The organism is Paraglaciecola aestuariivivens, from assembly GCF_052983255.1.
The window spans coordinates 41,677-55,867 of record NZ_JBRKBA010000001.1 but is presented as its reverse complement, the minus strand read 5'-3'; the positions used below and the strand labels follow the sequence as shown (position 1 = coordinate 55,867).

Below are 14,191 nucleotides of genomic sequence, written 5' to 3'. Positions count from 1 at the left end.
TATGACACCTAATCAGCCTTACCTATTACGCGCATTTTATGAGTGGATTGTAGATAACAATCTTACTCCTTACATAGTGGTTGATGCGCATTATGCCGGCACCCAAGTTCCACAAGAATTTGTGCAAGACGGTCAAATTGTGCTGAATGTGTCGCCTGCCTCTACTGGCAAGTTACACTTAGGGTTACAAGAACTCACTTTTGATGCCCGTTTTGGCGGTGTGCCACGTAATATAGTGGTACCTTGCCCAGCAGTTTTAGCTATATATGCTAAAGAAAATGGTGCAGGTACTGTGTTTACTATCGAAGAAAACCTTGAACCCAGTGAGCCACAAAGTTCAAGTGAGCCTCAAACAAGTGAACAAAAACCTAAAAAAGGTAAACCAACTCTAACAGTAGTTAAGTAAGCTTACTCAAAATACTAAAAAGCGCCTAAATGGCGCTTTTTTTATTGGTATTCAAAGGCTTTGATTACCTGTTTAACCCCTTCTACATTGCGGGTAATTTCTACTGCAGTGTTGGCTTCGTCTTTAGTGACTATACCCATGAGAAAGACTTCCGCATTTTCAACTTCAATTTCAATGTGTAGGCCGTCTATGCGTTTATCGGCTAAGAGTTTGGCTTTCACCTTAGAGGCAATCCAGGCGTCTTTAGCAATCACGCTTGGTGGAATAGGCGCACCTAAGCGAATTTGATTGTGTAATTTTTTGATATGCTCAACGCTGGCCGCTAGTTTTTCGGCTTGGGCGATTAATTCTTGGGTTGGCGCTTGGCCAACTAATAAAGCCGTGCCATTAAATACTTGTACGGTAATGCTAGTTTGTTTATCTATGGCTTTATCTTTAGATAAGGCAACAGAAATTCTACTGGCAGTGGTGGTGTCGTCCACTTGAGTGCCAATTGTTCTTCTGTCATGGGCTAAGGATACTGCCCCCACGCCTGCGCCTATAATTAAGCCTGCGCAGCCTTGTAAGAACAAACTAGAGATGAGCAAAGAAGTGATCACGAGTTGATTGGGTTTTAACATAGACTATTCCTCAAAATTTTCTGGGAAAAGGCAATTATCAATGCCTTCACACAAACTATTTACCACTAAATAATGCACTTCTTGAATACGCGATGTGCGGTTAGACGGCACTCTAATTTCAACATCATGTTGACTGACTAAGCCTGCGGTTTTGCCACCATCATTGCCAGTTAATGCCACTATTGTCATATCGCGGCTTAATGCGGCTTCCATGGCTTTAATCACATTTTGAGAATTGCCACTGGTAGAGATCACCAGCAATATATCTCCGGCTTGGCCGAGTGCTCTAACTTGCTTTGAATAGATTTCGTCAAACTCAAAATCATTTGCAATAGACGATAAGGTGGCACCGTCAGCTGTTAATGAAAATGCGGGTAAGCTAGGTCTGTCTCGTTCGAATTTGTTTAATAATAATGACGAAAAATGCTGAGCTATTACCGCTGAGCCGCCATTACCACAGCACAATATTTTATTGCCATTGACTAAGGCATTTACCATCATATAGGTGGCATTAGAGATAGACTCTGGTAATAACTCGATAGAAGCAATTTTTATCTGAATGCTTTCAGTAAAGTTTGCTTTAATGTTTTCTAACATAATGCTCCAAAATTAATGGGTTAAGTCGTCCATTTATACGCTTTTTAGCCAAGTGATGTCTGCCTGCTGCCCTTGACCATCTATTCCTATTAAGTCAATCCGGTGAGGAACCACACTAGGGTTTAATTGTTGCTCTTGTAAATAGTGCATCACTGCTGATTCAAATTTACGTCTTTTGTGTAGGTGAAAAAACTCTATAGCTTGGCCATGCTGACTTTTACTACGGTATTTTACCTCTACAAAAACTAATTCTTGTTTATCCCGCATAATAAGGTCAACTTCGCCGCTTTTACATCGGTAATTTTGGCAGACAAAGTCTAGTCCTTGTTGCGTTAAAAACTGCCGGGCTTGTTGTTCGGCTCTGTTACCAATTACACTTGATAATGCTTGCTTAATCCAAGTCAAGAACCTGTACTCTGTCTTGCAAGACTTTAGCTAAAGGTAGGCGTCTATGAATCACTCCCTCGGGATCAATATAGATGTCGCCGGTTAATCCTTGGCTGGCCGTATGGCTTAAGGTTTTTAAGCGTCTTAGGTTAGGCAGTAAATGGTAAGCATCATAACCCATGGCAAATAAGCGTAATAAAGCATCGTGTTTTTGTGGCCATAATTGCTGGATTTCATCCGCTAAGGTTTGCCAATTATGCTCAGGTAGCATCCAGGGCATATCAGTAAAGGTCAGGTTGCGTAAATCGCGTATGCTGTTGTTTGACAGATTCAAACTATAACTACGAGAAGAAGCAAACACCGAAAACGCATTGCGAGCAAATGGACTAAGACTGGCTTCAATAATAGGGTTAAGCAATTCAGTTTGTTCAGAGTTGGCAAACAATACTATGGCGTCTATATCAAGTCTGTTGCGTTCTACCCCAAAGACTTCAACATCGGCTAGTCTTTCTATTTGACCTATGCGAGCTTTACTTTGGCTTACATCTAACATGTCAGACACTCGCTCTCGCATATCTTTATTATCGGTAAAAATACTTAAATCGGGTTGCATGGCATTAGCCGTTTGTTGCCATTTATTAATAAAAGCCTCGGCCATTCTTTGGGTAGCTTCAGAGTTGGCGGCAAAAATAACAGGTCTAATTAAGCCTTGTTGCTGAATATGTTCAGCAAGTTGCTCGGCTTCATCTTCAGGGGCTAAGGCAAAATAATACTGTTCTTTATGCACTTCAACTTTAGGCTCTGGACCTAAGGTTGCCAGGCTTGTTTGATTTTCGGCTAGTCTATTTAACGCGAGTAAAAGTTTGTCTGCGGGTAAAAGTTTACTTAACTCAGCTATTTTGTCTTTGACTAAAGGACCAATCACCACATCATAGTCTGCAACTAAAGTGTTTAATTCTGCAGCCGTTTTTAAGTTTGTATCAATAAAACTAATTTGCTTATCAAATAACATTCCTTTGTTTTCGGACTCTGATAGTTGATTAAAATAGGCGGCTAAAATCCCTTCTTTTACAGCTGTTCCTTGATTAGCTAAACGTCCTGACAAGGGCAGTAAAATCGCCACTTTTTGTGGCTCAATAGGGGGCAGTGCCATTAATTGCACTATATCTTCTGGCAGTGTTTCTACTAATGGATGGCCGCTGTGGCGCAATTGCCAATTAGCCAACTCTTGATTAAATTGCTCGGGTTGCAAGGCATACCGCTTGGTAATAATGGCCAATTGCAGCCAGGCTTGTAGGCTGCTTTCAGTTAAACGGGCTTTTTCTAACTCGGCAAGACTTAACCTTTTAATGTATTGCCAAGTTAACTGAGCTTGTTCTAGTGGTGGGGTATCGAGTTTTTGTACTGCACGGGCTGCGCTTAACCACATTTTTTTTAATTGATATATTTGGGTGGCTAATGCCGCTATACGTGCTGAATAGCCATAATCAAAGGATAATTGATTAAATAGCTGCTCGGCTTTGGCTAGCCCTTGATTTGATAATAATAAATAACATTCAGCTTGAATTAAGTTAGCTAGAGTGAGTTGTCGACTATCCTGAAGCTCAGGTTGTAACAGCGCTAACATTCGAATGCTCTGTTCGCACTCTTGTTCAGTTTGTAGGGCTTGTGCAGCTTGCAGTAATAGATCATTACGGGTGTAAAGGTCTGATTGCTGTTTAGCTTGAGCCAAAAAATAGCCACTGTTTTTTTCGGGCTGAGACACCGATTCAGAGTTTTTTACAAGGGGTTTCTGAGACGGCTTTTGGGCATTATTTGCACAAGACTGCAAAAATAATGTTGCCATACAAAAAACCAAAAAAGACCTAACACTCATGACACAAACCCGTAAAAGATAGTGCCGAATAGTTTATAGTAACGGGAATAAATATCTAGGCCTGCAAAGGTTTCTTAGCGCAAACTTATACATTGACGCGCCAAAGAAACATGGAGAATACACTGTGACCGAAACAGGAACACTTTATATCGTTGCCACTCCTATTGGTAACTTAGAAGACATGACCCAAAGGGCCATTCGTATTTTAGCTGAGGTAGATTTAATTGCCGCAGAAGATACCCGCCATAGCCAGCGTTTATTGCAACATTATGCTATTGATACGCGACTTATCTCATTGCACGATCATAATGAAAGTCAGCGCGCTATTCAGCTTATTGAAAAATTACAACTAGGCCAAAACATTGCCCTAATATCTGATGCAGGTACTCCGCTTATTAGTGATCCTGGTTATGGGTTAGTGAGTCAGTGTCGTGCTGCAGAGGTCAAGGTTGTACCTTTACCAGGGCCTTGTGCGGCTATTACCGCTTTATGTGCGGCTGGATTAGCCACAGATAAGTTTATTTTCTCAGGTTTTTTGCCAGTAAAAGCTCAAGCTAAACAACAAGCTTTGCAAACTTTATTGGCTGAGTCTAAAACCTCTGTGTTTTATGAATCACCACGCAGAATTTTAGACACAGTCAAAGCCATAGTTGAGGAGTTAGGGCCAGAGCGTGAACTGGTACTGGCTAAAGAGCTCACTAAAACCTTTGAAACTTTTTATTCAGGTTCGTCACTTGCCTGTGTAAATTGGCTAGAAGCCGATGCGAATCACCAAAGAGGTGAATTTGTGTTAATGATAGCCGGAAAAAAAGCCGACCAAAACACAGTATCCAGTGAGGCCTTGCAATTATTAACTTTATTAATGGCAGAGTTACCTTTAAAAAAGGCCGCAGCAATTACCGCCCAACAGTTTGGTTTAAAGAAAAATCAGCTCTATCAATTGGGGTTAAGTATGTAGTCGGGTGACAATGCGTGAACTAAGCCATTAGCAGCAATTTACCAAGCAATGTTACCCACTTTAATGCTTTTACTAAAGCCACTAGGGCTTTAATTAAACCCACAAATTAGATTGATTTATGTTGAACACAGCTTGTATTAAAGACCACACCATTGACCAAGTTGCCCAAGCATTGCAACAACAGGGCTACTTATTATTAAGTGACTTTTTGCCAACTGAATTGGCAGAGAGTTTGTTTGTGGAAGCCAAAAATAAAGCCTTGTCAGAGTTTAAACCTGCAGCTATAGGTCGTCAGGCTTCTGCACAGTTAGCCAAAACAATTCGCTCTGATCAAAGCTTATGGTTAAGCGGTGAGTCAGACCCTCAACAACAATATTTAGCTTATATGGACCAACTTAGATTGGGGTTAAATAGACGTTTGTTTATGGGGCTGTTTGATTTTGAATGCCACTTTTCTCATTATGCTAAGGGCAGTTTTTATAAAAAACACCTTGATGCCTTTAAACCCGATATCGCCTCAGATCGCAGTAACAGAGTGCTAAGTACAGTGACTTATTTAAACCCTAATTGGCAACAAACAGATGGCGGAGAGTTAGTTTTGTATGCAGAGCAACCAGATAAAGTGTTGCTAAAAGTCCCCCCTAAGTTTAATCAATGTATTGTATTTTTAAGTGATAGTTTTCCTCATGAGGTGCTAGCCAGCCAAACAGATAGATACAGTATTGCAGGTTGGTTTAGGGTGAATAATAATGCCTCGCAATGTATAGATCCCGCGCGCTAATTGGCGTTGCGCAGCTCAACAAGGGTTAGTATTCCAAACTAAGGTTGATTAGATATGCAAATAGATATATTTCAGGTAGATGCCTTTGCTACACGGGGATTTACTGGCAATCCTGCGGCAGTGTGCCCGCTAAAAAGTTGGCCCAGTGACCAATTGATGCAACAAATTGCCGAGGCGAATAATTTGTCAGAAACGGCTTTTTTTGTACCTAATAAAAGTGGTTTTGATTTAAGGTGGTTCACCCCTTCTAGTGAGGTAGATTTATGTGGGCATGCCACCCTAGCTACAGCCCATGTTATTTTTAAGCATTTGGCTTATCAGCAACAGCGCATTGTTTTTTACACCAGAAGTGGTGAGCTAGTGGTGACTAAAAGCGAAGAGGGCTTGGCGATGGATTTTCCTGGGTCTTTACCTTCTGCCATAGATGCCCCCGAAGCCTTATTAGCTGGATTAGGGGTAACCCCAATTGCCGTATCTGCGGCCTTTGATTACCTAATAGAACTAGATAGTCAAACCAGTCTCGAACAATTAAAACCTAACCTTAGGGCTTGGCAAGCACTTGATCTACGTGGCGTAGTAGTGACCGCAAAAGGTCAAGATTGTGACTTTGTTAGCCGCTGTTTTTTCCCTAAATTAGCGGTAGATGAAGATCCAGTAACGGGCTCTGCCCATTGTGAACTTGCCCCGTACTGGGCGCAAAAACTTGGCAAAAACCACTTAACCGCAAAGCAGCTATCTGCCCGCTCTGGTGCCATGCAGTGCCAAGTGCAAGGAGATAGGGTAATCTTAATTGGTCAGGCGCGTGACTATATGCAAGGTCAGATTAATCTGTAAGCAAATGCGATTGGCAAACGACTTATAAGGACACAGCATGAAAGCTAGCTGGTATATTTTGTTTGGGGTGATTTGTTTTCCCTTATTCTCTGGTTGTGTTACTAAACAAACACCTACTGCCCACCCTGTGATTGCCAGCTATTCTGCGGCTTGGAACAGTAAGGATCTCAAGGAAATGTCGGCTCTTATGCACCCAGATATTGAATGGGCTAGTGTAGTAGATGGTGCAGTTGTAATAGAAGTAGCAGGCAAAGACGCTTTAGTGGCTGAGTTAAAAACATGGTTTTCAGTTCCTAGTTTGCCCACAGGGTCTTTGCGAGACTGGAGTATCAATGGCAATTATGTAGCAGTAACCGAAACCGCGCATTGGTTAGATAAAACAGGCAAGGCGCAAGGGCAAAGTGCGTTAACTGTATACGAGTTGCAAGACGGACTGATCCGCCGAGTTTATTATTTTCCTAGTCAAAAAGTGAATTAGGGCAAAATAGTAGTTTAAAAAACTTACCCTAATCTTGCTGGACTTGTTAGATGTGACTCAAAGTTTGCAACTCTTGTTTAAGCTGATTCATATTTTCCACTATGTTTTCTAATCGCCACAAAAGCACTTGCTGTATGTGCGCTTTTTCAATCAAACTTTTGATTACTGCTGGATTTGAACGCATCTGCTTGAGTATATCTGGACCTAAGTTAGATAGTAAATAATGGGTATAAATAGAGTCCACTGAACTAAATTCAAAGTTAGCTTGTTCGGCAATCAGCCCCGACATGAGTTTGAGCATATTACGCCTTTCAATATCAATTGAAATACTGCCTTGCTCCCGTACTAAACGGGTGTATTTGTCTACCGCGCGACGAATTCGAATGCCATTTTTGTCATTGGCAGGAGATTGCAATAGCATGTCTGCAGCACTTAAATTTGCAACAAAATCAAAAGAAAAGGGAAAATTTACTATGATTTCAAATATTTCGTCTGGTGATTTTTCAGTAAGTTGAGATGGCTCAGTTTGTAAAAAGGTTTGAAGCCCTTTTAGAACCGATTTATGAGATTTAATAACCTCATTGGCCATGACCGTATTTGCCTCAATTTCAGAAACAACCGCTAAAATTATCTGTTTTTCTAGCGAGACTTTTTGGCGTTCTTGCCACCATGCATCAATAGCAAAAGCTAATAAAATACTGGCTACAATTACGGCTCCTTCTATTATGCGTGGCATCCATTTTTGTTTATTTAACACCCTAACTCCTTTAGTGAATGATTAGCTTGAGGGTTCTGTACGCAGCATAAACACTTACTAGAATTTATTCAATTTGGTTAGGTGCCTTGGTGGCAGTGAATTGACTACTAACAAAACAGGACAGTAAAAAAATTACAGTCCTGTTTTGAGTTCTTGATTATTCTTGAGTAAAGGTTAAACCTGCGTTTTGTTGCAAGCGCTTGATGAGTCTGTCGCCCATAGCTGGTGCGGTTGTCCAAATTCCGCCTTGAGTATCTTGGCAATCTTTGACTAAACAAATTGCGGCTTCGGCGATCATTTTAGATGTAGAGCCATAACCAGGATCTCTATCTCCTGTTACTGCGACTTTAATGCTGTTGCCTTGGCCATCTGAGCCAAGGTAAAGCATATCGTAAAAGCCAGCCTCTCGTTCTTCTTTACTTGGTCCTTCACCAGGTTTAGGGCCGCCATCGCCTCCTAGGCTTTTGTCATTTGCCATAGCTTGGGCAATGGCTTCGCCTTTTTCCCCTGGGCCAGTAATAAACATCTCGTCGTACACAAAATCTTCACCATAGGCTTGGTTTAATAAAAAGTTAGAACGTTGCACATTACGCGTATTGATAGCTGCCATTACAAAAGGGGTTACCCAAGTGCCAAGGTCTTCTTCGTAATAGGGTTTGTTGCCATAGGGTTGAGCAGCGCCAGTAAAACCAGGAGTTAATGAAAAGGGATTTAACAAAGCTTGCATTTTGGCTGGATCAATTTTGGCGGCAAGCAAAGTGGCTTTAAAACTAGCGGCAGTGCCACCAGAAAAAGTGCCTTTCATTTTTCTCACGCGGCATCTGACTTTTGGCATCACCTTACCAAACTGTTGTTTGGCCAATTGCTGCAAGTGATACACGCCTAAATCTGACGGAATGGAATCAAAACCACATGAAAAAACAATACGAGCGCCACTATTTTGTGCTGTTTGATGGTGAGCCTGGATCATCTCACTCATCCACACTGGCTCGCCACATAGATCAACATAATCTACTCCCGATTTTGCACACATAGCGACTAAATCAGAGCCATATAGTTGGTAAGGTCCTACTGTAGTTAACACTAATTTAGTGCGATCTAACATCTGTTGAATAGAGTCGAGATCTGCAGAATTTGCTACTACTAAAGGTGTGTTTTTAGGTGCTTGAATACTATCACGCACTTGGGCAAGTTTTTGTGCGCTTCTGCCTGCCATTGCCCACTTGATCTTGTTGTCACCTGTATAATGTTTGGCTAAGTATTCGGCAACCAGTCGCCCGGTAAAGCCGCTTGCGCCATAAATGACAATATCGAATTCTTTATTCTGACTCATGTGAGTTTCCTCTTTAGTATGTGGCTAAAGTGTAAAACGATAAGTAGATAATTTTACTTTATTTGAATAATGGCAAACTATAGTTGTGATTGATAAAAAAACGCGAACTTTAAAGTTCGCGTTTTTATTTTATGGTGATTTTTAGTCAGCAATTAAGGTTAGGCGGTGACTATTTTACAAGCGTTGATGCCACCTATGGTTTCCATCACGTCGCCATAGGTCATAATAAATTGGTCGCCTGATTGTAAAATGCCTTTTTCTAATAAAATCGCCACCACGTCATTTTTTAACTGGCCAGGATCACTGCCTCTAGAGTCAAAAAATACCGGTTTTACCCCACGGTATAGTGCCATTTTATTTAAGGTGGTTTCATGCCTAGAAAGGGCAAAAATCGGTAGCGAAGTGGTAATACGCGACATCAACAAAGGCGTACTGCCACTTTCTGTTAATGCAACTATCGCTTTAATGCTAGCTAGGTGGTTGGCTGAATACACTGCACTTAGGGCCACAGTTTCACTTACCGAAGTAAATTTTTCATCCATGCGATGTTTTGAAATGGTAACACTAGGGTGAGTTTCAGCACCCACACACACACGTGACATGGCTTCTACAGTTTCCACAGGAAATTCTCCCGCTGCGGTTTCTGCTGATAACATTACTGCATCGGTTCCATCTAACACAGCATTGGCTACATCCATAACCTCGGCACGAGTTGGCATAGGGCTAGTGATCATAGACTCCATCATTTGGGTGGCGGTAATCACTACCTTGTTTAGTTGACGTGAGCGAGAAATAAGTTTTTTCTGTACCCCAACTAATTCTGCATCACCTATTTCTACTCCTAAATCACCACGTGCCACCATCACCGCGTCAGATGCGCTTATAATGTCGTCTATGGCTGCATCTGAGGCTACGGTTTCTGCGCGTTCGACTTTTGAACAAATCAAGGCATGGCAGCCTGCTTCTTCGGCTAGCTTACGCGCATAACGTAAATCTTCTCCAGATCTTGGAAAAGACACAGCTAAATAATCAACGCCAATCTTGGCAGCTGTGACTATGTCTTTTTTATCTTTCTCGGTAAGCGCCTCGGCAGATAAACCACCGCCTTGACGGTTAATCCCTTTATTATTTGATAATTTGCCCGCTACCGTTACTTTGGTATGCACTTTGTTACCTTCAACTTGGGTAACCTTTAATTGAATGCGGCCATCGTCTAATAACAAAATATCGTCAGCTTTAACATCTTGCGGAAGAGCTTTGTAATCAATACCTACTGCTTGCTGATTACCTTCGTCGGTAGGCATATCTGCGTCTAGAATAAAGTGGTCGCCAACTTTTAAGGTTATGGACCCTTGCGCAAACTTTGCTACTCGAATTTTAGGTCCTTGTAAATCGCCTAAAATTGCTACGTATTTACCTAATTTTTTTGCCGCTGTGCGTACTTTCTTAGCACGTTCAATATGATCATCTGCGCTGCCATGGGAAAAGTTCATACGTACTACATTGGTACCAGCATTTATAATGGCTTCAATTTGTTCCACTGTATCTGTAGATGGACCTAAAGTAGCCAGTATTTTTGTTCGTCTTAACATTATTTATTGCTCTGTTGGGGTAACTCATTCAATGAGTGAGGAATTTGGGATGAGCCAAATATGCCTACATTATTTTAATTAAACCTATTGTCATTAGACAACTAATTGAAGGCTGCCTAATAAGAAACTGTGCTAAATTAACATTACTGTAATTTTATTACAGAAAGGGTAGTGCAAATCAGACTGAAAGTGAAATTTTTCTAGGAAAAAAACGCCATTTGCTGGTTATTTGAGCGAAATGGCGTGCTTAGATCATTTTATTTCGTATTTATCAAAACGCGAACCCCTTAAGGTATCTTTCACACGTTTTAGGTTTTCTCTAAATTTATTGCCACGCCTTAAGGTAAAGCCTGTGGCTAAAATGTCGATTAAAATCAGCTGGGCAATCCGAGACGCCATAGGCATATACATGTCGGTATCTTCAGGCACTTCTAAAGATAAAACTAAGTTACACTCTTTGGCTAACGGGCTGTTTGCTGAGGTGATGCCCACTACAGTTGCATCGTTGCTGCGCGCTATCTGAGCTACTTCAACTAAGCTTTTGGTGCGACCTGTATGTGAGATAAGTACCACCACATCATCTTCACCGCAGTTCATACAACTCATGCGTTGCATTAAGATATCTTCAAAGTAAACCACAGGCACATTAAAGCGGAAAAACTTATTTAAGGCATCGTGAGCCACCGAGGCCGAAGCGCCAAGTCCAAAGAATGAAATCTTTTGAGCTTGAGTCAATAAATCTACTGCTCTATTAATGGTATTAATATCTACCGATTGTTTGGCAACTTCGAGTGAGGCCATAGTCGATTCAAAGATTTTGTTGGTATATTCCTCAGGTCCATCATTTTCTTCTACATGGCGATTAACATAAGGCGTACCATTGGCTAAGCTTTGCGCCAAGTGCAATTTAAAGTCTGGGTAGCCTTTAGTATCTAGCCTACGGCAAAATCGATTTACAGTAGGTTCACTTACACCTGACATTTTAGCTAGGGTAGCTATACTGCTATGTATTGCGGTTTGAGGGTTAGCAAGAATCACTTCTGCAACCTTACGTTCAGACTTACTAAAGGCTGAATTATGTTGGGTTATTTTTTCTAGAATATTCATACGAGCTTAAAAAACTTCATTATAATGTGGCACTCTTTTACAAGGTTAGCCTTATTTCCAGTTTGTTTAGATTACTATAATTGTAATTTTTTAACAGGAAATCTTTCGATTTAACCCATGAATTAAGGGCACTTCCGCAATTTAAAGGCTGATCACTCAGTCAAAAGTTGTAAAATTACTACATTTAATGTTAAATTTTACGCATAACGTGGTTGATTAGCCTGATTTTTGTATTGTTAGCACAATGTAGATAATCTTTTTAACATAAGTAGGCATAGAAATGGTTTTAGAAAATTCATTTGAACCTTGTGACTTTGTGCTGTTTGGCACCCAAGGTGATTTAGCGCGTCGTAAACTATTACCCTCACTCTATCAGCTAGAAAAAGCTGATTTAATGCATGCAGAAACCAAAGTAATAGGTGCGGCCAGACAAGACATTAGTCTTAAAGAATACATAGCGTTAGTTAAAGAGAATATCATTAACTTCACTAAAGAAGAGTTATGTGAAGAAACCTGGCAAAGGTTTGAGAGCAAGCTTGATTATGTGGCTTTGGATATGAAAAATCCTGAAGCTTACAAAGCCTTTAAAGAGCATGTTGATCCTAAACGTATGATGGTGTGTTATTTTGCTACACCCCCTTCTATTTTTGGCGATATATGCCGTGGCTTAAAAGCGGCTAAAATTATCGATAAAAGTATGCGGGTGGTGCTCGAAAAACCCATTGGGCATGATTTAGCCTCATCAAAAGTCATTAACGATCAAGTGGCAGAATACTTTGACGAAAAACAGATTTACCGTATCGACCATTATCTAGGTAAAGAAACGGTATTGAACTTGATTGCGCTACGTTTTGCTAACTCGATTTTTGCCACTAACTGGGATCACAACTGTATTGACCATGTGCAAATTAGTGTGGCTGAAAGTGTTGGCATTGAAGGGCGTTGGGGATATTTTGACGAAGCCGGACAAATGCGTGACATGGTGCAAAATCACTTGTTGCAAATTTTAACCCTGATTGCCATGGAGCCGCCTGCCAATTTAGATGCAGACAGTATTCGTGACGAAAAACTCAAAGTATTAAAGTCTTTACGTCCTATCGACGCTTCCAATGTACGCCAAAATACCGTTCGAGGTCAGTACGTGGGCGGTTTTGTTAAAGGCCAAGAAGTACCTGGTTATTTAGACGAACCCGATGCCAACACTAGCAGTGAAACAGAAACCTTTATTGCCTTAAAAGTGGAATTAGATAACTGGCGTTGGGCTGGTGTGCCGTTTTACTTGCGTACTGGTAAACGCTTACCTAACAAAACCAGTGAAGTGGTTATCTTCTTTAAACGCCAACCGCATAACTTATTTAAAGATAGTTTCCCGCAGTTACCCGCCAACAAATTAACCATTCGTCTGCAGCCTGATGAAGGGGTTGAAGTGACTGTAATGAATAAAGTGCCTGGCTTAACTAGTTCGGGTTCAATGAATTTACAAAAATCTAGATTGAATTTAAGTTTTTCAGACACTTTCAGTGAAGAACGTATTGCTGATGCGTACGAAAAACTCTTGTTAGAAGTTATGTTAGGTAACCAAGCTTTATTTGTGCGTCGCGACGAAGTTGAAGCGGCATGGAAATGGGTTGATGGCATTTTAGCTGCATGGGAAGCCAACAACGAGCCGCCTGAACCTTATCAAGCGGGTACTTGGGGGCCAGTAGCCTCTATCGCATTATTAGCGCGTGAAGATCGTGCCTGGTATGAAAGTCGAGTGGGGAAAAAATAATGGCATTATCGCAATCAAAATTCAGAAGCACTGAGCAGTTAAACTTAGCCTTTACCCGTAAAATAGTTTCGTTATTACGCGAAGGTATAGAAGAAAATGGCCGTGCCAGCCTAATTGTTTCAGGGGGGCGCACGCCAGCTGCATTGTTTGAGGCTTTATCAAAATCTAGTTTACCTTGGCAGCTAGTGGATGTGAGTCTGGCCGACGAACGTTGGGTAGATAACACAAATGACGCATCTAACGAAAAAATGTTGCGTGAAAAGCTGTTAATCAACAATGCCGCAAACGCTAATTTTGTGCCCTTAAAAACTGCCCATGAAAATGCTGAAGATGCGGTAATGACTTGCACTGAGAACTTGCAAAAAATGCATCGTCCGTTTGATGTAGTAATTTTAGGTATGGGCGAAGATGGGCATACCGCATCTTTGTTCCCTTGTTCAGCGCAAATTGCACAAGGATTAGATCTCGACTCAGGGCAAGATTATATTGCCGTGCAACCCACTACTGCACCAAATCAAAGAATGTCGCTAACCTTGCCTGCTTTGCTAAACAGCAAGCATATATTTTTGCACCTAACTGGGGAAAGCAAAAAACAAGTATTAGACAGCGCATTGTCTGCTGACGACGAGCTTGCCATGCCTATACGGGCCGTCATTAAACAAGCCGAAGTTAAGCTCATGTGGGCGCCTTAATT

15 protein-coding genes are annotated in these 14,191 nt (G+C 41.2%); 7 read left to right on the top strand and 8 right to left on the bottom strand.

What is annotated here, in order from left to right:
* The first annotated feature begins 1 nt into the window (after position 1).
* Positions 2-406 carry a ClpXP protease specificity-enhancing factor gene (locus tag ACVCDT_RS00300; RefSeq protein WP_447130742.1) on the top strand — a complete coding sequence of 135 codons (405 nt, stop codon included), beginning with the start codon at positions 2-4 and terminating at the stop codon, positions 404-406.
* Positions 407-447: 41 nt separating this feature from the next.
* Here the strand turns inward: ACVCDT_RS00300 and dolP are convergent, their stop codons facing one another.
* Genes dolP through ACVCDT_RS00280 form a run of 4 tightly spaced genes read right to left on the bottom strand, consistent with a single transcriptional unit; the run spans position 448 to position 3,856 of the window.
* Positions 448-1,026, bottom strand: coding sequence for a division/outer membrane stress-associated lipid-binding lipoprotein (gene dolP, locus ACVCDT_RS00295; protein WP_447130741.1), 579 nt, complete (start codon positions 1,024-1,026; stop codon positions 448-450).
* Between the two features lie 3 nt (positions 1,027-1,029).
* Positions 1,030-1,623 carry a phosphoheptose isomerase gene (locus ACVCDT_RS00290; protein ID WP_447130740.1) on the bottom strand — a complete coding sequence of 198 codons (594 nt, stop codon included), beginning with the start codon at positions 1,621-1,623 and terminating at the stop codon, positions 1,030-1,032.
* 33 nt (positions 1,624-1,656) lie between these two features.
* The gene (locus tag ACVCDT_RS00285; RefSeq protein WP_447130739.1) at positions 1,657-2,028 is read right to left on the bottom strand and encodes a YraN family protein; all 372 of its coding nucleotides are present in this window, start codon (positions 2,026-2,028) and stop codon (positions 1,657-1,659) included.
* A complete protein-coding gene (locus tag ACVCDT_RS00280; protein ID WP_447130738.1) occupies positions 2,015-3,856 on the bottom strand; it encodes a penicillin-binding protein activator in 1,842 nt (613 codons plus the stop codon). Before ACVCDT_RS00280 ends, ACVCDT_RS00285 begins: the two co-directional genes overlap by 14 nt.
* Positions 3,857-4,010: 154 nt before the next feature.
* On the opposite strand from ACVCDT_RS00280, the gene rsmI reads away from it, so the two are divergent.
* From rsmI to ACVCDT_RS00260, 4 genes are all read left to right on the top strand, one after another.
* The gene (gene rsmI, locus ACVCDT_RS00275; RefSeq protein ID WP_447130737.1) at positions 4,011-4,844 is read left to right on the top strand and encodes a 16S rRNA (cytidine(1402)-2'-O)-methyltransferase; all 834 of its coding nucleotides are present in this window, start codon (positions 4,011-4,013) and stop codon (positions 4,842-4,844) included.
* Positions 4,845-4,962: 118 nt separating this feature from the next.
* The gene (locus tag ACVCDT_RS00270; RefSeq protein ID WP_447130736.1) at positions 4,963-5,625 is read left to right on the top strand and encodes a 2OG-Fe(II) oxygenase; all 663 of its coding nucleotides are present in this window, start codon (positions 4,963-4,965) and stop codon (positions 5,623-5,625) included.
* A 54-nt stretch (positions 5,626-5,679) separates the two neighbouring features.
* Positions 5,680-6,459 carry a PhzF family protein gene (locus ACVCDT_RS00265; RefSeq protein WP_447130735.1) on the top strand — a complete coding sequence of 260 codons (780 nt, stop codon included), beginning with the start codon at positions 5,680-5,682 and terminating at the stop codon, positions 6,457-6,459.
* 37 nt (positions 6,460-6,496) lie between these two features.
* Positions 6,497-6,937 (top strand): nuclear transport factor 2 family protein, encoded by a 441-nt coding sequence (locus tag ACVCDT_RS00260; RefSeq protein ID WP_447130734.1) that lies wholly within the window; start codon positions 6,497-6,499, stop codon positions 6,935-6,937.
* 46 nt (positions 6,938-6,983) lie between these two features.
* Here ACVCDT_RS00260 and ACVCDT_RS00255 read toward each other — a convergent pair whose 3' ends face one another.
* From ACVCDT_RS00255 to ACVCDT_RS00240, 4 genes are all read right to left on the bottom strand, one after another.
* Positions 6,984-7,694 carry a hypothetical protein gene (locus tag ACVCDT_RS00255; protein WP_447130733.1) on the bottom strand — a complete coding sequence of 237 codons (711 nt, stop codon included), beginning with the start codon at positions 7,692-7,694 and terminating at the stop codon, positions 6,984-6,986.
* 157 nt (positions 7,695-7,851) lie between these two features.
* Positions 7,852-9,027 carry a saccharopine dehydrogenase family protein gene (locus ACVCDT_RS00250; protein WP_447130732.1) on the bottom strand — a complete coding sequence of 392 codons (1,176 nt, stop codon included), beginning with the start codon at positions 9,025-9,027 and terminating at the stop codon, positions 7,852-7,854.
* 158 nt (positions 9,028-9,185) lie between these two features.
* Positions 9,186-10,619, bottom strand: coding sequence for a pyruvate kinase (gene pyk, locus ACVCDT_RS00245; RefSeq protein ID WP_447130731.1), 1,434 nt, complete (start codon positions 10,617-10,619; stop codon positions 9,186-9,188).
* Positions 10,620-10,871: 252 nt separating this feature from the next.
* Complete coding sequence (locus ACVCDT_RS00240; RefSeq protein ID WP_447130730.1) at positions 10,872-11,726, bottom strand: MurR/RpiR family transcriptional regulator; 855 nt, start codon at positions 11,724-11,726, stop codon at positions 10,872-10,874.
* Between the two features lie 280 nt (positions 11,727-12,006).
* Here ACVCDT_RS00240 and zwf point away from each other — a divergent pair, with 280 nt between their 5' ends.
* Together zwf and pgl are read left to right on the top strand one after the other, a co-directional pair.
* Positions 12,007-13,497: a glucose-6-phosphate dehydrogenase gene (gene zwf, locus ACVCDT_RS00235; RefSeq protein WP_447130729.1), complete on the top strand. Its 1,491-nt coding sequence runs from the start codon at positions 12,007-12,009 to the stop codon at positions 13,495-13,497.
* On the top strand, positions 13,497-14,189 hold the full coding sequence (gene pgl / locus ACVCDT_RS00230; protein WP_447130728.1) for a 6-phosphogluconolactonase: 693 nt from the start codon (positions 13,497-13,499) through the stop codon (positions 14,187-14,189). The genes zwf and pgl overlap by 1 nt, the downstream gene beginning before the upstream one ends.
* Positions 14,190-14,191: the final 2 nt, after the last annotated feature.

Bases quoted from the DNA above. Each gene is read 5' to 3' on its own strand.
- ACVCDT_RS00240 (WP_447130730.1), bottom strand. From the start codon at position 11,726: ATGAATATTCTAGAAAAAATAACCCAACATAATTCAGCCTTTAGTAAG.
- ACVCDT_RS00250 (WP_447130732.1), bottom strand. From the start codon at position 9,027: ATGAGTCAGAATAAAGAATTCGATATTGTCATTTATGGCGCAAGCGGC.
- ACVCDT_RS00265 (WP_447130735.1), top strand. From the start codon at position 5,680: ATGCAAATAGATATATTTCAGGTAGATGCCTTTGCTACACGGGGATTT.
- pgl (WP_447130728.1), top strand. From the start codon at position 13,497: ATGGCATTATCGCAATCAAAATTCAGAAGCACTGAGCAGTTAAACTTA.
- zwf (WP_447130729.1), top strand. From the start codon at position 12,007: ATGGTTTTAGAAAATTCATTTGAACCTTGTGACTTTGTGCTGTTTGGC.
- ACVCDT_RS00280 (WP_447130738.1), bottom strand. From the start codon at position 3,856: ATGGCAACATTATTTTTGCAGTCTTGTGCAAATAATGCCCAAAAGCCG.
- ACVCDT_RS00260 (WP_447130734.1), top strand. From the start codon at position 6,497: ATGAAAGCTAGCTGGTATATTTTGTTTGGGGTGATTTGTTTTCCCTTA.
- ACVCDT_RS00270 (WP_447130736.1), top strand. From the start codon at position 4,963: ATGTTGAACACAGCTTGTATTAAAGACCACACCATTGACCAAGTTGCC.
- ACVCDT_RS00290 (WP_447130740.1), bottom strand. From the start codon at position 1,623: ATGTTAGAAAACATTAAAGCAAACTTTACTGAAAGCATTCAGATAAAA.
- pyk (WP_447130731.1), bottom strand. From the start codon at position 10,619: ATGTTAAGACGAACAAAAATACTGGCTACTTTAGGTCCATCTACAGAT.
- ACVCDT_RS00300 (WP_447130742.1), top strand. From the start codon at position 2: ATGACACCTAATCAGCCTTACCTATTACGCGCATTTTATGAGTGGATT.
- dolP (WP_447130741.1), bottom strand. From the start codon at position 1,026: ATGTTAAAACCCAATCAACTCGTGATCACTTCTTTGCTCATCTCTAGT.